17 protein-coding genes and 1 pseudogene are annotated in these 17,131 nt (G+C 66.0%); 14 read left to right on the top strand and 4 right to left on the bottom strand.

The genetic code is table 11. The features are described 5' to 3' along the window. Positions 1-18: 18 nt before the first annotated feature. Positions 19-1,410 carry an MFS transporter gene (locus QH195_RS23320; RefSeq protein WP_280437009.1) on the bottom strand — a complete coding sequence of 464 codons (1,392 nt, stop codon included), beginning with the start codon at positions 1,408-1,410 and terminating at the stop codon, positions 19-21. A gap of 379 nt (positions 1,411-1,789) precedes the next feature. Between QH195_RS23320 and QH195_RS23315 the strand changes: the two genes are divergently transcribed. The 5 genes from QH195_RS23315 to QH195_RS23295 all read left to right on the top strand — a co-directional run bounded on the left by QH195_RS23315 (position 1,790) and on the right by QH195_RS23295 (position 7,111). Further along, entirely contained in the window at positions 1,790-2,713 is a 924-nt protein-coding gene (locus QH195_RS23315) for a LysR substrate-binding domain-containing protein (RefSeq protein WP_280437008.1), read from the top strand. A 608-nt stretch (positions 2,714-3,321) separates the two neighbouring features. Continuing rightward, positions 3,322-3,453 (top strand): hypothetical protein, encoded by a 132-nt coding sequence (locus QH195_RS23310; protein ID WP_280437007.1) that lies wholly within the window; start codon positions 3,322-3,324, stop codon positions 3,451-3,453. 27 nt (positions 3,454-3,480) lie between these two features. Next, positions 3,481-3,849: a hypothetical protein gene (locus tag QH195_RS23305; RefSeq protein ID WP_280437006.1), complete on the top strand. Its 369-nt coding sequence runs from the start codon at positions 3,481-3,483 to the stop codon at positions 3,847-3,849. A gap of 604 nt (positions 3,850-4,453) precedes the next feature. Further along, complete coding sequence (locus QH195_RS23300; protein ID WP_280437005.1) at positions 4,454-6,148, top strand: hypothetical protein; 1,695 nt, start codon at positions 4,454-4,456, stop codon at positions 6,146-6,148. A gap of 597 nt (positions 6,149-6,745) precedes the next feature. After that, entirely contained in the window at positions 6,746-7,111 is a 366-nt protein-coding gene (locus QH195_RS23295) for an HPF/RaiA family ribosome-associated protein (RefSeq protein WP_280437004.1), read from the top strand. Positions 7,112-7,710: 599 nt separating this feature from the next. Here the strand turns inward: QH195_RS23295 and QH195_RS23290 are convergent. Further along, entirely contained in the window at positions 7,711-8,154 is a 444-nt protein-coding gene (locus QH195_RS23290; RefSeq protein WP_280437003.1) for a hypothetical protein, read from the bottom strand. A 133-nt stretch (positions 8,155-8,287) separates the two neighbouring features. On the opposite strand from QH195_RS23290, the gene QH195_RS23285 reads away from it, so the two are divergent. Together QH195_RS23285 and QH195_RS23280 are read left to right on the top strand one after the other, a co-directional pair. Beyond that, positions 8,288-9,100 (top strand): helix-turn-helix domain-containing protein, encoded by an 813-nt coding sequence (locus tag QH195_RS23285; RefSeq protein ID WP_280437002.1) that lies wholly within the window; start codon positions 8,288-8,290, stop codon positions 9,098-9,100. Between the two features lie 509 nt (positions 9,101-9,609). After that, positions 9,610-10,434: an SDR family NAD(P)-dependent oxidoreductase gene (locus QH195_RS23280; RefSeq protein WP_280437001.1), complete on the top strand. Its 825-nt coding sequence runs from the start codon at positions 9,610-9,612 to the stop codon at positions 10,432-10,434. Positions 10,435-10,897: 463 nt separating this feature from the next. On the opposite strand, the gene QH195_RS23275 is transcribed toward QH195_RS23280, so the two are convergent. Continuing rightward, positions 10,898-11,467, bottom strand: coding sequence for an AAA family ATPase (locus tag QH195_RS23275; RefSeq protein WP_280437000.1), 570 nt, complete (start codon positions 11,465-11,467; stop codon positions 10,898-10,900). A 290-nt stretch (positions 11,468-11,757) separates the two neighbouring features. Here QH195_RS23275 and QH195_RS23270 point away from each other — a divergent pair, with 290 nt between their 5' ends. Beyond that, on the top strand, positions 11,758-12,066 hold the full coding sequence (locus tag QH195_RS23270) for a hypothetical protein (RefSeq protein ID WP_280436999.1): 309 nt from the start codon (positions 11,758-11,760) through the stop codon (positions 12,064-12,066). Between the two features lie 31 nt (positions 12,067-12,097). Here QH195_RS23270 and QH195_RS23265 read toward each other — a convergent pair whose 3' ends face one another. After that, complete coding sequence (locus QH195_RS23265) at positions 12,098-12,391, bottom strand: hypothetical protein (protein ID WP_280436998.1); 294 nt, start codon at positions 12,389-12,391, stop codon at positions 12,098-12,100. A gap of 574 nt (positions 12,392-12,965) precedes the next feature. On the opposite strand from QH195_RS23265, the gene QH195_RS23260 reads away from it, so the two are divergent. The 6 genes and pseudogenes from QH195_RS23260 to QH195_RS23235 all read left to right on the top strand — a co-directional run bounded on the left by QH195_RS23260 (position 12,966) and on the right by QH195_RS23235 (position 17,112). Then, positions 12,966-14,426 carry an aminotransferase class V-fold PLP-dependent enzyme gene (locus QH195_RS23260; RefSeq protein ID WP_280436997.1) on the top strand — a complete coding sequence of 487 codons (1,461 nt, stop codon included), beginning with the start codon at positions 12,966-12,968 and terminating at the stop codon, positions 14,424-14,426. A 190-nt stretch (positions 14,427-14,616) separates the two neighbouring features. Next, positions 14,617-15,048: a pyridoxamine 5'-phosphate oxidase family protein gene (locus tag QH195_RS23255; protein WP_280436996.1), complete on the top strand. Its 432-nt coding sequence runs from the start codon at positions 14,617-14,619 to the stop codon at positions 15,046-15,048. Positions 15,049-15,287: 239 nt separating this feature from the next. Continuing rightward, positions 15,288-15,668, top strand: coding sequence for a hypothetical protein (locus tag QH195_RS23250; protein WP_280436995.1), 381 nt, complete (start codon positions 15,288-15,290; stop codon positions 15,666-15,668). A gap of 194 nt (positions 15,669-15,862) precedes the next feature. Further along, positions 15,863-16,081: pseudogene (locus QH195_RS23245) on the top strand (hypothetical protein); the annotation flags it as partial. A gap of 99 nt (positions 16,082-16,180) precedes the next feature. After that, a complete protein-coding gene (locus tag QH195_RS23240) occupies positions 16,181-16,633 on the top strand; it encodes a cupin domain-containing protein (protein WP_280437052.1) in 453 nt (150 codons plus the stop codon). Between the two features lie 41 nt (positions 16,634-16,674). After that, on the top strand, positions 16,675-17,112 hold the full coding sequence (locus QH195_RS23235; RefSeq protein ID WP_280436994.1) for a hypothetical protein: 438 nt from the start codon (positions 16,675-16,677) through the stop codon (positions 17,110-17,112). Positions 17,113-17,131: the final 19 nt, after the last annotated feature.

The following is a 17,131-nucleotide window of genomic DNA, read 5'->3' as shown; positions in this document are numbered from 1 at the left end:
CCGGGCTTCGTCATCGTGTCAGAGCCTCGCTGCGACAGACTCCTCGCCGAGGGCTGCGGCCGGCTCGGCACCACCTGACGTCGGCGACTCGTCGTGCTGTAGTCCACGCGACGAATCCGGCACCACCCGGAACAGCGCGATGGCTCCGCACAGACTGATCGCGCACATGACGGCGAGGTACCACGTGACCCCCGCAGACGATTCGGTGGCATCGAGCAGTGCGGTGGCGATCATCGGCGCCAGGCCGCCGCCGAGGATGGCGCCGCTCTGCAGGATCAGGGACGACCCCGAATACCGCACCCTGGCGGGGAAGGTGTCGGCGATAATGCTGCCCTGTACACAGTGGGTTATGGGAATGATCAGCCCCATGCCGACGAACGCGATCGCGGATACGGCCGTGTTCGCCGTGTCGAGCATCGGGAAGAATGCCACACACCAGATCAGGATCGCCGCCGAGCCGCCGATGAACATCGTGCGCCGCCCGTATTTGTCGGCCACCATGGTCCACACCGGAATCGACGCGAACCACAGGGCAGCAGCCGCCATGACCCCCAGGATCAGGAACTGCTTGTCGTAGCCGAGTTCTTGCGTTCCGTAGGACAGCGCGAAGACCATGAACACGTAGGCCACCGCGGAGTTGGCGACCACCGCGGCAAGCGTCAGTGCCAGGCGAACGAAACCGACGTCGAGGGCCTCGCGGATCGGCAGTTTCGCGACCGCATGGTTCTGGACGACCCCGGTGAAAGAGGGTGACTCGGTGATGCGCAGGCGGATGGCCAGCCCGATGGCGACCAGAACGAAGCTGAGCAGGAACGGGATTCGCCAACCCCAGGCCTGGAACGCACTATCCGGTAGGACATTGCCGACGAGGAGGAAGATGCCGTTGGCGAGCACGAGCCCCGCGGGTGTTCCCATCTGGGGAAACCCCGCATACAGGTTCTTCTTCCCCGCGGGGGCATGCTCCATCGACATCAGCGTCGCGCCGGCTCCCTCACCGCCCAATCCGATGCCCTGGACAACACGCAGGACCACCAGGAGAACAGGCGCCCAGACGCCGATCGCGTCGTAGTTGGGGACAAGACCGATCAGCGTCGATCCGACGCCCATCATCACGAGCGAGACGACCAGCGTCGCCTTGCGCCCGATACGGTCACCGAAGTGCCCGAATACCAGACCTCCGAGCGGCCGGGCGATGAATCCCACCGCGAACGTGCTGAACGCGGCGAGGGTGCCGGCCGTGGGACTCAGATCGGGGAAGAACTGTTTGTTGAAGATGAGTGCGGCCGCCGTGCCGTACAGGAAGAAGTCGTACCACTCGAGTGTGGTGCCGGCCAGAGTCGCTCTGGCGACGCGGCCGCGCGCAGCGGCCCCGGGGATGGCACCTCGGTCTCGGGTCGTGTGGTCGGTCATGGAAGCCGCCTATCAAGTCTCGGGTCTCCGGTCGGATTCCCGTGAACCGTTCGTCGTCGTGAGAATCCGGCGGATCAGTCGGCCGCTGCCGCGGCTTGGTGTGCGTATCGGATCGTGTGCATCGAATTCACTGCTGAACGTTTCACGTGTACGCAATGAGCGTGATCTGGCTCTCCATGCAAGGCAAATGTGAATACTCGCCGTAGACATGCCTCGATGGCTATACCTCGAGGTCGCGCCGCCGCTGCGACCGGAATGACTACGCCCGAACGCGTCGCGCCGCTATACCCTCGAGGCCCGTTCTCCGTCGCCTACTATGGTTATCCGTTCATAGCCCTGTCCGCGGAATCGCCATACGACCGCACCCTGGGAGTCCGATGTGGATCAACCACGATTACTCGATGGTCGCTTGAAGGTCCGGCATCTGGTCCTGATCGAAGCCCTCACCCGGCAAGGCAGTGTTATCGGTGCCGCCGCGGAGCTGCACATCACCCAGCCCGTCGCCACCCGCAGCCTGCGGGATATCGAGACGATTCTCGGCGTCGAGCTCTATGAACGCGGGCCGCGCGGAATCACCCCGACGATCTTCGGTACAGCGTTCACCGAACACGCCCGCGCGGTGCTCGCGCAACTGAACCAGGCGAGCCGCCACGTCGTCGAACTCGCCGAGGCCGATCGGGGAACCGTCCTCGTCGGCACCCATCTCGCCGGATCGAATGTGCTGCTCCCCCAGGCAATCGCCCGGCTGAAGCAGGCGCACCCATTGCTCACGGTCGCGGTCCGCGAGGGGTCGCCGGAATCGCTGCTGGTCGAACTCGAGGCGGGCCGCATCGATGTGATCGTGGGCCGCCTGACCTCACCGACGACAGCGAGCACGCTCCGCACCCCACTCTACGAGGAGCAGATCGAGGTGTTCGCCGGTGCACACCATCCGCTCACCGACCGGACCGGCCTGGCGCTGCGAGATCTCGAGCAGTACCCGTGGATTCTGCCCGGCACAGAGACCGCACTACGGCGGGAACTCGAGGAAGCATTCGCCCGCGCCGGAATGGCGTTGCCGGTCAATCGCGTAGAGGCGACCTCGTTCCTCACCGTCCGGCAGCTGCTGCTGGATACCGATATGATCGCCGTGTTACCGGGCCTGATCGGCCGCAGCGACGCCCGGATCGCCGCACTGCCGGTCGCGCTGGGTCCCATCGGCCACAGCGTCGGGCTCACCCTGGCCGCCGGTCGAACGTTGAGCCCGTCGGCGATGGCCCTCGTGGAGAACCTGCGGTTCATCGCCGGCGAACGCCTCCGTTGATCGACCGCGCTCGTCCTCCGGCTCTCAACAGCTGCGCCGTAATCCTACGAACCCCAGCACAAACTCCCGTGCTGGATCCGATGAACGCGCCCTGACTTCGGTGGTGACGTGTCCGGGCGTGTGCATTACGACCTGCCGAGTGGATAAATCGCCACGATGACCAGGCGTTTTCCGGTTGCCCATGTTTTGCGTATTCTGCCGAGGGCACCGACCTTCGACAGCGAGCGACGCCTTCCCATTCGCTCACGCGAGGTGAATAATCAGCGAAGCGGCGCGGGGCAAGTCGCACACACCAGCGGCACCGCCGATACCGCCGAACGTATCTATCGAAAAGTCGCGATCGCATCAGATCCGCGGCGAGCGCCGGCCCAGCAGCATCGGCTGCTTCGTCGAAGAGTGCGCTTCTGCTTCGTCGAAATCCGTGGCGGCCGGTGAGTTCCACGAAGATCCGCAGGAGGTACTCGATAAGCGCTTCGCCGTAACAGGTATGGGCCGCCCATGCGAACAGTGCGTTCGGCCGGCGGTCACTCGCGTGCACCGCGGAGATTCCCGCAGCAAACGCCTCGGGCAGGTCGCCCCGCGCAGTTTCGATCCAGCAAGCAACTGCCGTGGCTGCATCCAATCTGGTCGACGATTGGAGGAGAAAGCCATGGTTCACCATCGAATTGATCCACGACACCATCGAGGAATACCGACACCTACCACGCCTGCCGTGGGAACGATTGTTCGTCGGGCCATGACGAGCAATCGAACGGTTGATCGAGATCATGGTGGACGCAGACCGCGTCGATGACCTGCGGCTCCTGGCACGCGACGGTGACGACCGGGCTTCCACGACACTCATGGAATACCTGGTCCGCACCAACAGCATCGACCGACTGCGCGCGGAGGCATCCCGGGACGCAAGCGCCCGATTATGGCTGGCACACCTGCACTTCCGCCGCGGGGAGGACAAGGCCGGGCTCGCCGAGCTCGAAGCCATGGAAAGCGATCCCGTCAACGGTTTCTACGCACACTCCGAACGAATAGCGCAGTTGATCCGGCTCGGCCGGATCGCCGAAGTCCGTGTGATGGCCCAGGCCGGCGACCGGACGGCCACCCGACATCTGAAGCAGATACCCGCCAGCCCGGACTGACCAGAAGCCGATCATGCGTCTCCATCACCACGCGGCCCGCGACCAGACAACACGGTCCATACCCCGTGGCACACCAGTGGTCGCATCACTCTGGCAAGCGACACACGGTCACCCGCGGGGGCCTCAACGCCCACCGCCACGAAACCGCCGGCGGTGGCCGGTGCGGGCACGACAAGCGCGACCAGGGTTCTGGAGCATCTACGAGAAGAGTCACGCCAAGCCTCGAGCCCGGGAACCGGCTGCAGCCGCCCTGCATCCGGCGGATCGCTCTGAGCTGCTACAAGAAACTGTCCACGTTGGACACCTGATTCGATGACATCGGTGCGATACGACCGCTACCAGCTGCCGGCGCTCGTGGCCACTCGCCACCGCACTGCCGGCGCGGTCGAGCCGACTGTGCCGACCGACCGATGTGCGGCCGGTGGCGCGGCGGTCAGCGGCAGCCACGATCGGCCGATCGATGAAAATCGTTGCCGAAAAGGTGCATCGGCCCGCCGCGACATGCAGAATATACCGGTCGAAGCGCTCCCTGGTCGTCGCCGAGCAAGGCTGTCCGGCAGCTCGAGACGTGAGGGTGAGCTGTGAACCGCGCGCGGAGGAGAATGTGGGCGAGTCGTTTCATATCGATCCGGACGCCGCGCGCCTGCTGACCGATGAACTGCGCGGTATCGCGGAGAGCGCGGGCCGGACAGCCCGCGATCTGCAGGACGCGCTCACGGCCGCCGGAATGACCGAAGCCGCCGCAAGCTGGGGCGATGACGAGATGGGTCAAGCGTTCGCGGAGTACTATCTGCCGGGCGCCGAGGAGGGTGTCAGTGCATTGGAAAGTAGTGCCGGCGCCCTCCACGAACTGGGTTCGATCCTCGACCAGTCGATTTCGGCGTTCGAAACAGTGGACAGCGACGGCGGCCGGCGCTTGCGAGCCGATGCCGCGAGATTGCAGTCTCCCCTCCCGGGGTCGGGGGCATTACGGTCGGCCGACCTGGTTATCGGGGAGGTCTCCTCTGCTCGTACTCCCGCACCGGCCGACGTACCCGATCCCGGTCTGGGCGCGCCGGTGCCGGCCGGAGCCGCGCCGGGGACAGGCGACCCGGTGGGTTCCAGTACTTCCGAACCAGGAACGCGGACCTCGGGTGAGGCGAATGATCCGTCGACCGGTACTTCCGCACAGCCGGAAGCGGGCCACCCCAACGAGGGTGACGGTCCGACCGGCCCGTCGGCGCCCGCCCGGCCCGCGAATGACCCCGCCCGCCCGGAAACCCCACCGGCGCAAACCGGCCGCGGCGCCGCGCCCGGTGACCGCGGTACAGCCCGTTCTCCGTGGTCCGGGCCGGCGCCGGCCGTTCAACCGATCGCCGAAGGCCGCGGTGCTCCGGCCGCCGTCACTCCGCGCGTCTCCGCACCTCCCCAACACGGCGGCCCGCCTCGGGACGTTCCACCGACCCCGCAGCGCGGTGTCTCCGCGGACACCCCACCGAATCAGCCGGGCAGCAGACCCTGGACCAGCTCACCGGGCCGCCGAGACGACCGCAGGCAAGAGCAACCGCCCGCCGCAGCTATACCGAAGTCGCCCAAGGCAAGCCGCGAGCCGGTCCGGCCTCCGCCGCCCGTCACAGAGCCCGCCGCACTACGCGTCATCGAGGAACTGGCCGCCCGGCACGGACTCCAGATCATCGGATTCGACACCGCCGGGCTGGACGAACCCGCAGCACGCGAGATAGCCGCCGCCGTCGATCAGGTACTCGAACAACACCGCACCATCGACCTGCGTGTTCTGGAGATCGCCGACTCGGCGGACGGGCTGCCTGCCCGCCTGGAGCGGGCGGCTGTTTCCGACGCTGATCAACTGGAACTCCGGGCAACGCATATCGTTCTCGACCGGGCCGCGGCCACCGATCCCGGCCTGCGTGCCGCGGCGATCCAACGGGCGATCGGCGACCGCCGGCCGGCTCCCGGCGCCATGGACCGGTCGCTCTACGCGATGGTGGTTCGTGAGCTCGGCCGCGCCTTGTCCGCTGCGGGAGATCACGCCGCACACCGGCCGGCCCAACGCACCCTGATCGCCGAATATCTGCGAATAGCCGGCCCCGAACATGCCGGCGATCCGCTGGGCCGGATCGTCAGCGGTTACCGGCACTGGCGCGATCGGCTCAGTGGATGTTCGCCCACCACGCGCTTCGACCCGGGCGCCGCGCTGGTGGAAGCGTTCACCGAGGTCGAGCTGCACTCGGACCGGGCAAGCCCACCGGCCACGGCGCTACATCGATTGCTGGTGGACACCGCGAAGCAACGAACCTGACCGGGCTCCTACTCCCCGGTCCACGCGGGTGTGCCAGTTACTCGCCGTCCCGGATACGGCGTGTCGTCTCGATCCGACGCGCCAGATCCTCCCGTCGGCGTCCGGTATTACTACCGTCGAGCTGACCGGCGAAGGCCACCTTCGCTGCCGCCACCAGTTCGTCGGAGACGCCAAAACCTGCTGGTTTCGACCGCGGTGTCGCCGGAAAAACAGTCCGGCATCGACAAGGCCATGTTCTCGAGGCCGTCGGCTTCGGAAACCAGCCGTGCCACTCTCGGGAAGGTTGTGCAATCAATACAAGAAATATTCGCGCAATGCGCACTGCGCACTATATGTAGATGTTCGACTACCTCGTTCAGCCGAGCCCCAATTGTTTCGAGTTCTTTCCCGTCATGACAATCCTGCAGACCGGATGAGCGTTCCGATACAGGATCGGCCGACCGAAGCGCCCCGGAATGTGCGTTTTACGGGCTCCCGGGCGGCTGAGTAATCATCGAGGGCTACGGTGAGTATCGGGGATATCGGCGCATTCGACACTGAGCACCATCCGCTTCTGCCCGGGGGCGTACAGTTGCCACCTACCGGAATGGATCGCATATGCAAATTCAGATCAACACCGATAGCAACATCGACAGCGGCGACAAGCTGATCCGGCACGTCGAGGAGGAGATCGCTTCGACGCTCGAACGCTTCAGCGACCAGATCGTCAGCGTCGAAGCCCACCTCAGTGATCAGCACGCGGGCAGAGGCGGACCGGGCGACAAGCGATGCGTGTTGCAGGCCCGTCCCACCGGTCAGCAACCGGTCGCGGTGACTCACAACGCCGCGACGATCGACGACGCCTGCCGGGGTGCGGCCGAGAGCATGGCGCATCTGCTCGCCAGCCGTTTCGGTCGGCTGCACGATACGAAGGGTGGCGATTCCATCCGGCACCCGCACAAGGACCACCAGCACCCGAACTGAGTCGGCAGCATCGGGTCTCCGGCACGGTACCGAGCAGGCCGGTGGCCCATTCCGAACCGGCCTTCCAAAGCTGTCGAAGAATGGCCCCGTACAAAAAAGGCTGCGAGGGGACATAGCACCGACCGGCTGCTCCGTACCAATTCGGGCCGGTAACGGGCACTATCTCCAGCTTGTAGGCGATAGACCGCGGGCATACCCGAAAGACCTCGGAAACGTACGACCCGCACTCCTGCCCAACCTTAACTCCGTTCGTCTCGGCGGTCTTCAGCATGACCGTACTCGGGATGCCCCTGTCACGGTGACTGTAATGGACCTTATTACCCATCCACCGCCTGAGCGGGGGCCGCAGCCATGAGGCCGGTGAAGGCAATGGAGGCGATCAGACAAATGGAAGTCAGAATTACCCCGCAACAGAAACACTCGACCGTCTTGCCTTCGCACCTCGACGACCACCCGATGTGGCCGCGGCTACGGCATCTCCTGCTCCCGAACCCGTCAACCCGACCAGGACGTGCAGTGGATCGAGGTGGCATCCGTGGTCATCTCTCGGCGATCGGTAGTAGTAGAAGAAATCGCGGTCCGCACGAACAGTCCGGCACTCAACGCACACCCTCGATGAACTGGTGGTCGAACCTGATGCGGCCGTCGGCGTCGAGGCCGATGACCTCGTAGCCGCCGCCGGCAACAGCGCCGTCGGCGCGCGCGACCATTGACCACGGCAGGCCGATCAGACCGGCGGGCAGTTCGGCGGCCTCGCCCACCTCGAAGAGGTACTCGCCGGGTGCGACGAACATCTCGTAGGCACGAGTCACCCGCGCCTGCATCGCGTCGTGGCCGCGCACTTCGAGCGCGGGCACGACGAAGCTCAGTTGCGCGGCAGCCTGCCGGATCTCCACCGGCGGATCGACCAGGGTCTGCGCACCCGACGGCGCCCAGATCTCCTGGATCAGTTCGCGGCGCAGCTGCGGGTCGGCTTCGTTCCACTGGGCCATGTAGCGTTCGGCGAAGGCGGTCAGGTCGTTGTCATCGAATCGCTTGCTCATGGCTCAGAGCTTGACGAGAACAACCCGGCAGCGCGATTCCCTTCAGGGAATGACCCCGCTGCCGTGCCGATGCGGTTCGGTCATTCCCAGCGGGGAATGGCGCGGATGCGGCGGGTCGGATATCACTGGATTCATGACCACGGTGGTAGAGCCGAGTCCGTTCGCGCGGCAGTTGCGGCATTGGCGAACCCAACGGCACGTGAGCCAGCTCGACCTGGCCATTCGCGCCGACACCAGCCAACGCTATCTGAGCTTCCTGGAGCAGGGACGCTCCCGACCGGGTCGCACCATGGTGGTGCGACTGGCCGAATCGCTCGAACTGTCGCTCCGCGAGCGCAACGCATTACTGCTTGCGGCGGGATATGCCCCGATCTTCCCCGAATCCGATCTGGACACGCCGGAACTGGGTCCGGTCCGCACCGCGCTGGAGCGCATTCTCGACGGACATCTGCCCTACCCCGCGGTCGTCACCCGTCCTTACGGCCGGCTGGTAGCCGCCAATGCGGCGATCGACATCCTCACCGAAGGGGGCGCGGCGGAGCTGATCACCCCGCCGATCAATGTGCTCCGCTTGGCCCTGCATCCCGATGGGCTGGCCCGGCGCGTGCAGAACCTGCCCGAATGGGGCCGCCACGTCACCGAAAGCCTGCGCGGTAAGGCGCTGCGCAGCCCCGACAGCCGCCTCGACGAGTTCATCGCCGAACTCGAGAGCTACCTCCCCGAGGCAAACCTGGGCCCCGACCACCTCGGCTTCGCCGTCCCTCTGCGCCTGAGCAGCCCCGACGGCGAAATCCGACTGATCACCACGATCACCAGCTTCGCCACCGCCGTCGACATCACCCTCTCCGAACTCAACCTCGAGGCCTTCCTCCCCGCCGACGACCGAACCGCCGAAATCCTGCGCCGCCGCGCCGAGCAGCGCCGAACACAGTCCACGAAGCGTTAGTGTTCGTGAACGACGAGAGCGACTGCGCCGCCAGGCGAGTAGCCGGCCGGCGAGCCGGCACATCGCGGCTGACGGTGACACCGGCGGCTTCGCCCACGGGACCTCGACGAGGTTATCCGCCGTCACGATGTTCAGACCCTCCCTGATCGATCCGGACCCCGTCAGGTCGCCGTCGCTACCCGCGCCGGGGACACCAGGCACCTCGTCGCGGAGTTCGTCGAGTCCGCGAAGAAGCTCCTGATCCGTCCCTGGTACTGGTGCTGCCCGGCGCACGATCTGCTGCAGCTTCCGTCCCCCTCGGCCGGTGAGCCTGCGCATACGGACGGCTCGGCCACCGCACCTACAGCGATCGGATCGGACGCACCGCATATCCAACCCCACGACCGTCGACCCGGCGAACCTGTGCGGTCACAGCACCAGCCGCCGGCGCGTGCGTTATGCGACTCCCGCATGACGGGTTGCGAAACAGGTCTTGGACGAGGGCACCGACAGACCCGTTTGCTGGTTACATGACCGTCGACTACCACGCACAGACCGTTCTGCTCACCGGGGCCAGTTCCGGGATCGGAGCCGCCTTCGCCACAGCCCTGGCCGCCCGCGGTTCCAACCTCGTCATCGTCGCGCGCCGCGCCGAGCGGCTGGAATCGATGGCCGACGAGCTGCGCCGCACCACCGATTCCCGGATCGAGGTGATCCCGGCCGACCTCTGTCACCCGACCGCCGCACACGATCTTCACCAGGCAGTCGCTGATCGGGGCATCCAGGTCACGAGCCTGATCAACAATGCCGGATTCGGCTCGTTCGCCACGTTTCCCGGCGCGGATCCTGGACAGCTCACCGCCGAGATCGCCGTCCACACGACCGCGCCGGTGCAGCTGACCGCGGCGTTCCTGCCCCAGATGGTTGACGCCGGAAACGGCTTCATCATCAACCTCGCCAGCGTCTCCGCCTACCTTCCGTCTCCCCGGATGGCTGTTTACAGCGCTACCAAGGCATTCGTGCTCAGCTTCACCGAATCACTGTGGACGGAGCTGCGCGGCACCGGCCTCACCGTATTCGCCGTCGCGCCCGGCGCTACCGCCTCGAACTTCACCACCGGGATGGGATCGGACGCCCGGGTGCTGACTGCCGGGAAGCTGCGCACGCCCGAGGATGTCGTCACCACCGCGCTACGCCACCTCGAGCGTCGCAGTCCCGGCCCGACCGTCATCGACGGGCCCCTCAACCAGCTCAGCGTATTCATGAGCCGATTCATGAGCCGACGCCGGAATGCCCTGATGATGGCGCGCGTCTTCGACCCCGGCAGGCTGCCGGCTTCGCAGCCTGCCGGGTAACTCATGCCGTGCCGGCGGCTCACTGGATACCGGGAACCTCAGAGGCCTGAGCACCTGGTTGCCGCCGGGGATGGGCTACCGCAAGCGCTGCCGACGGCGCCCTTTGGGCCTTCCCCGCAGTGCTGGCCTCACGTGCGCAGGGCCCGTTCATCGGGAGATACCGCTCATGGCAGACGTGGCGGGTGGAGCCGGATGGGTCGATGTCCGGCTCTTGGATGAGGCCGGCATCGGCCTTGTATCCTGCGCCGTCGAACGCGGAGAGGATCGGCGCAACCTGAACCAGGGTGATCGCCGATCAGACCGGTTCCGGACTGCGAACCGGTCATCGATTATGCGGCCCTCACCAATTCGAAGTCACAAACATCTCGGGCGAGTCACCGATCTGGGTGGCAGGGGAAGTGTGAATTATTCTGACTGACACGCATAACTGCGGCTCGGTCGCGATATTTGCCACCATGGGAACCTAGGTTGGCATGTGGCTCGCCGTTGCGCCGGGCCGGCCGTCATTGACCGGGGCTGCTGCGAACTGGACCTGTGTGGCCAGGTGGAAGCAGTCGACGGGTTCGGTGGTGTCGATGATCAGGGTCGACGTGAGTTCCAATGGTGCGGCGTGCTCGGCCCATGTGTCCCAGTCTTCGGCAAGCCGTTGTCGGTCTTGGTAGAGAGGCAGGCGGTGGCGGCCCGCGTAACGCGCTTTGGCCAGCTCTGCGGGGACCTCACACCAGATCTCCACTGCGCGTGTAGCTCCGGTTCTGCCGATTCCAGTTCGAGCGAAGTGCAGGTCACGCGGTTTGAACCACCACGAGTCGACAACGACGGTGCCCGAAATGGCTTGTGCCAGGTCCCATACTGCGTCCATCGCGATGCCGCCCAGGAGGGGAAGTTCTTCGGCGTTGTCGATGCATGCTGCGAGGGCTTCTTTGATGAGGTCCTTCGACAGGAACTGGGCGTTCAGCGCCTGGGCCAACGAGCGGCCCACCGTCGACTTGCCCGAGCCTGGCAGTCCGTTCACCAGTACCAGGAGTTCGGCCATCGAGTCATCATGCCGCATGGATCGACGTCACCACGGAGGGTGCTCCGCCGAGCCGACAGTAGCTGCGCGGCGGACCTGGGCTGCGCTCATCGCCGCCTCGAAGGTGTCGCGCCCGATGGGCTCCGGGCCGTCCTCGCCATCCGGCGAGGGGCGGGATTCCGCCATCTCGGACGGTTCGGCCGCGCTTGATCCTCTTTGTGGGTCTCGATACAGTCATCGGCTTCGAGCGCAGGTTCGTGAGCACTCGTACGAAGACGGCAGACCTGATCGGGTACTGATATGTTTGGGTCATGTCAGCGTCCGACGCCTCCGACCACGCCCAGGACGCCGTACCGCCCCGCCGTACCGCCGGGCGCATCACCGGTGGCATCGTCCTGATCCTTTGTGCGATCGCCTTGTTGGCCGCCGGGATCCAGGCGATTGTCGATCCGGCCGCTGTCATCGCCGGTTCCTCGAACTCCGCGCGCAGCCCGGACACCGACGCCGAGGCACAGATCGGTGGCCTGCTGCTTTGTCTCTTCGGGATCACGGTGCTGGGCTTCGGCATCGGTCTGCTCGCGAAGAAGTCCGCACCGGGCACACCGTCCAGCACACCCTGACGCGGCCGCCGGCGCTGCCGATGGCGGCCGTTCAGCAACCCGCGCTGTCGATGAACCAACCAGCCACACGCGGCCCGAACGTAGCGTCGAGCCGCCGCGCGCGCTTGGCCCCCAAAGGCCAATAGATGCTGTAGTAGAGCCGCCATAGGCCAGAAAGCACGGGGCGGTTGCGGATATCGTGGTCGATCATCGCAGCCACGACCTGTCGCCCCATCACCTCGGCCACTCTTCGGTCGACGCGGTAACCGATGCGCCGGAAGCGCAGCCCGAAAGTAAGCAGGTGGCCGAGCACGTAGAGCGCTATGAACACGGACAGGTCGCCCATACCGGATTGCCGTAAAAGATGGAGAGGAAGAGCAACGGGTAGCCGACGGCTACGAAAGGTATGGCGTAGGCGAGGGCGGTCTCGAGCTGTCCGGTCCGCACGAGGTTTGTCACCACGAGTGTGTTTGCGAGCGCACCGTCCTGCTCGATCGCCGGGAGGTCTTCGAATCCGGCGCCGACAGTGAGAACCTGGCGACACCTATGGAGCGAGTGCCGCAACCGCTCGGTTGCGTGTGCCGGCACTTTTCCCGCCACGACGCATGGCGGCCGCACTCCGAAGCTCTCCGCAAGTTCTGCAGCTCGGGTGCTGATTCGAGCCAGATTCACGCATGGATGATCTCTCACCGAACCCGAGACAAAGAGACCGGGTGGTACTTTCTCGGCCTGGCCCGCGTTCCGTCAACTCCGGTCGGCAGCTCTACACAGCCGCGGAGGAACCCTTCGAGTTCTACGCCCGGCCTTCCCACACTCGGCAACGCGAGCGGTGGCAGTGGGGGGAGTTTTGCGCGAGTCTGATGCGGCACTCACCGGCAATGACAGTGCCCGGCCGGCAGTGCCGCAGACAGGAGTCGCACGTGAATACGAGCCGAGAACAGACGGTCGCCGACTCGGCGGAATTCCTGGCTGCTCACCCGGACTACGAGACCACCGGCGCCTTGGATCTGCTGCGCAGCACCGAGTACCGGTACTTGGACGACGGTGGTGTGGTGTATCTCGACTTCGCCGGCGCCGGGCTCGCCGCGACCGCTCAGCACCGGGCCCACGAAGCCAGGCTGGCCGAACAGTGCTTCGGCAACCCGCATTCGGAGAATCCGACCTCCCGGGCGGCCACCGATTCGGTCGAGCAGGCGCGCCGCGCGGTGCTGGCGTATCTCAATGCCGACCCGGCGGAATATTGTGCGATTTTCACCGCCAACGCCTCCGCGGCCTGCCGGCTGGTGGGCGAGGCGTATCCGTTCGCCCGCGGTTCGCGATACGTCGTGGCCGCCGATAATCACAACTCCGTGATCGGGATCCGCGAATTCGCCCGGGCACGCGGTGCGCGGGTGGTGTACGCGCCTATCGACACACCCGACTTGCGCACCACCGACGAGGCGGTCGACGCGGCGCTGCGCCCTCGCCGCCTCACCACCACCGGACGTCGTGGACTGTTCGCGTATCCGGCACAGAGCAATTTCACGGGCGTGCAGCACCCCCTGGACTGGGTGGAACTCGCGCACCGGCGCGGCTACGACGTACTACTGGACGCCGCCGCCTACCTCCCCGCCAACGCACTCGACCTGAACGTGGTGAAGCCGGATTTCGTCCCGATCAGCTGGTACAAGCTGTTCGGCTACCCCACCGGCGTCGGATGTCTCGTCGCGCGCCGGTCCGCGCTGGCCGGGCTGCGCCGGCCGTGGTTCGCGGGCGGAACCATCGCCGCGGCGAGCCTGCAGGGCAATTGGCACGTCGGGGCCGACGACGAGTCGGCCTTCGAGGACGGGACACTGAACTTCCTGTCCATCCCGGACGTGACCTTCGGTCTCGATTGGCTGCGCGAGATCGGCCTCGATACGGTGCGCCGTCGCGTCACCTGCCTCACCGGCCGGCTGCTGAACCGGCTGAGCTCGCTGCACCACGACAACGGGGCGCCGATGATCCGCATCTACGGTCCGGTGGATACCGCGCGCCGCGGGGGCACCGTCACGTTCAACTTCCTCGACCCGGAAGGCGTCGTCGTCGATGAGCGCCTGATCGCCACCGAGTCGGCAGCAGCCGGTATCTCCCTGCGTACCGGCTGTTTCTGTAATCCAGGGGCAGGTGAGGCCGCTTTCGGGATCAGCCTGCCGGTCCTGAGCCGCCTGTTCCGGACGCGTATGGCGACAATGGAGGAATACATCGCGGCGCTGGGTCTGCCCAGCGGCGGTGCGATCCGGGTCTCCTTCGGTCCTGTCTCCGACATCGCGGATCTGCAGTACTTTCTGCGGTTCGCGGAGAACACCTACCGAAACCGCCCCGCCACACAGCACGGACTGCGGCCACGGGAACGCTGCTGACCGGGTAGTACGGTCGGCCCGCTCGGGCGATCGGCCGGTTGTTCCGCGCGGAAACAGGAAGGTACCGACTCCGCCGGGTCGGCTGGTTCGCCTGGCCGGGATGATCGGGTCCGGCGCCGCGACGCCCGGCCCGGGTCTTCCACCGTGGCGAGGCGGGAAGACAACCCCTGGACCGACAGTTACACGCTGTGTGCCGAAACCATTCACAGAAGCCGAGCGCCAAGAGTTCCTCGCGGGTAAGCATATTGCGGTGCTGTCGGTCGCGGCGACCGACGGCCGACCGCCCGCGTCGGTTCCCATCTGGTACGACTACATGCCCGGTGGCGACATCAGGATCAATACCGGTGCGAACCGGCGCAAGGCCAGGCTCATCCGGGAAGCCGGCGTGGTGACGTTGGTCGTCCAGCGCGAAGAGTTGCCGTATCAGTACATCGTCGTCGAGGGCACCGTGGTCGGCGCCGTGACACCTTCGCCACGGGAAGTCCGAGCAGCCATCGCTACCCGCTACCTCGGTCCCGAAGCCGGGCGAGCGTTCGCCGACCGGATGGACGGCAACGAATCGGTCCTGTTCACGATCCGCCCCGACCGCTGGATCACCCAGGACTACTCGGGCGACTTCTGAATGTGACTAAGCAACAGACACGGCCGGACAGCGTGCGGCGGCAGTGGTACGTGGACACACTTTCGGCGAGCCTGCGAAGTGCCGGCCGGGCACAGGCCGTGCACCGAGGCATGATCGGGAACGGGGCGTCTTCGACGGAACAGTTGTCGTGGTCCGCTGATAGCGTGCCGCTGTCCCGAGCCAGGCCGAGTGTTGTCCGGGTTCCGCTGAGGTTCAGTCGAATGCGCAGGAGGAAAGAAATGTTCGACTTACCGTCGATGCCACCGAGCGCTGTGGCGCTTGTCGAGTCGGGAAGGCTGCCCGAGCCGTTGGTCGAGTACTTCGATCCCTCCCATCGATCATCGACCGCGCCGAACCGGTGGAACGACGTCGCCCGGGTCAGCTACATCCATATCGACAATCCGGCACTCGGTCCCGAGGTGCGCGGCCCGCTGGCGCTGCTGGGCGCCTATGCCTTCCTCGAAACCTGCGATTACGAGTTCCAGGAGTTGGTGAAGCGCTCGGGACTGGCGATGGAGCTGCTGACTCGGGCGGAGGAGTACGGCATCAGCGAAGAGGAGATCGACCCCTTGAACAAATGGGCCTACGACACATACGAGGCCGCCGCCGGTCTCAGATGAGGAAACCGGCGCGCTCGCAGGGCCCGCGCATCCCCGCTGTTCAGGTGTTCAGGTGTTCAGCGCATACAACGGCCGGCCTGGCCGACGCTTTTCGCCCGATCGTCGAAGGCTCGACGTGACCGACTATTGCCCGACGGCTCGGACCGAGTCATGTTGAGTAGATTGGGGCGGTGTCTGCCGAACTGATCGTCCATATGGTGCGTTTGTCGAGACTACAGGCAGCAGACCGGGTGATTTCCGGTGCGCCTCCGGACACCGAGGATTTTGTGCAGTGCGCGCCGGACGAGGCGGCCATGGTGCAGTTGGCGAACGCGTCCTATCGGGATGAGGCCGAACCGATGGTGGCGTTGCTACTCGATCCGGCGAAGATCGGCGCACCGATCCGATTCGAGAGGCCGGGCTTCGCGGTGCCGGGCATCGGGAATCAGCTGTTCCCGCGCGTGTACGGGCCCGTCGAGCGCTCCGCGATCGCCGGAATCCGCTATGCGCGCCGAGACGTCACCGGAACGTATATCGGCCTCGACCGTCGCTCGCCGTTGGTCGAATCGCTGGACCTGCTGCCGCATCCCGAAGGTGGATGGTTCCGCGAAACCTGGCGCAGTACACATACATTCATTCCCACGGGCTATTCCGGCCCCCGGGCTGCCGGGACGGCGATCTACTACGTGCTGGGTCCCGGCGAGCGGTCGGTGTGGCATCGAGTGCGGTCCGACGAAATATGGCTGTGGCATGCCGGTGTCCCTCTCCGCCTGACCCTCGGCGGAGACGGGCCGCAACCGGAGGCCGCCGAGCACCATGTACTCGGCGGCGACGTGCTCGCCGGCGAGCGGCCGCAAGTGCTTGTCCCGGCGGGTTCGTGGCAGTGTGCCGAACCGGCGGCCGGGGCAGCGGGCGAGGTTCTGGTCAGTTGTGTCGTCTCGCCGGGTTTCGATTTCGCCGATTTCGATCCGGACGCAACGTTGTGATCGAGCGGCGGTGGGCGTCGACGGCTACCGTCCGGACTGTCATGATCATCGAGAACCTGTGGGATGCGGGCGAGATGCCCTACCGTGACGGCCTCTACCGCCCCGGTGATACCGCCGTCGAGTTGCACGTGGAAGGGCCGGGTGCCTACCACCCCGATGCGGGACAACCGATCCTGTTCCGGCTCGGCGGGCCACTGGACGTGGCCCTCGCGGTGGAGGAGGACGGTGTCACCGAGGCGTATCCGAACTTCGATGCCTGCCTGCCCGACGGCACCGGCCGGATGACCGGAGGCGGCAGCGGGGTGGGGAACGTCGGCTGGCTCGCCCGGCTCGGCGCCGACGGTTCGCTGTGCTGGATCGCGCCGATGTTTTCCGCCAATCCGTTCATCGGTGTGCGCTACGAGGGGACCTCGGCGATTTTCGTCAACGATTGGCGCAACCTGCTGACCCTCGACCTCGCCGACGCCGACCTGATCTGACACCGGGATCTGTCCGACT

This window comes from Nocardia carnea (assembly GCF_029868855.1).
GTDB classification, from domain to species: Bacteria; Actinomycetota; Actinomycetes; order Mycobacteriales; family Mycobacteriaceae; genus Nocardia; species Nocardia carnea_A.
This window is presented reverse-complemented; position numbering and strand designations above follow the sequence as displayed.

Bases quoted from the DNA above. Each gene is read 5' to 3' on its own strand.
- QH195_RS23320 (WP_280437009.1), bottom strand. From the start codon at position 1,410: ATGACCGACCACACGACCCGAGACCGAGGTGCCATCCCCGGGGCCGCT.
- QH195_RS23305 (WP_280437006.1), top strand. From the start codon at position 3,481: ATGGTGGACGCAGACCGCGTCGATGACCTGCGGCTCCTGGCACGCGAC.
- QH195_RS23295 (WP_280437004.1), top strand. From the start codon at position 6,746: ATGCAAATTCAGATCAACACCGATAGCAACATCGACAGCGGCGACAAG.
- QH195_RS23290 (WP_280437003.1), bottom strand. From the start codon at position 8,154: ATGAGCAAGCGATTCGATGACAACGACCTGACCGCCTTCGCCGAACGC.
- QH195_RS23285 (WP_280437002.1), top strand. From the start codon at position 8,288: ATGACCACGGTGGTAGAGCCGAGTCCGTTCGCGCGGCAGTTGCGGCAT.
- QH195_RS23280 (WP_280437001.1), top strand. From the start codon at position 9,610: ATGACCGTCGACTACCACGCACAGACCGTTCTGCTCACCGGGGCCAGT.
- QH195_RS23275 (WP_280437000.1), bottom strand. From the start codon at position 11,467: ATGGCCGAACTCCTGGTACTGGTGAACGGACTGCCAGGCTCGGGCAAG.
- QH195_RS23270 (WP_280436999.1), top strand. From the start codon at position 11,758: ATGTCAGCGTCCGACGCCTCCGACCACGCCCAGGACGCCGTACCGCCC.
- QH195_RS23265 (WP_280436998.1), bottom strand. From the start codon at position 12,391: ATGGGCGACCTGTCCGTGTTCATAGCGCTCTACGTGCTCGGCCACCTG.
- QH195_RS23250 (WP_280436995.1), top strand. From the start codon at position 15,288: ATGTTCGACTTACCGTCGATGCCACCGAGCGCTGTGGCGCTTGTCGAG.
- QH195_RS23235 (WP_280436994.1), top strand. From the start codon at position 16,675: ATGATCATCGAGAACCTGTGGGATGCGGGCGAGATGCCCTACCGTGAC.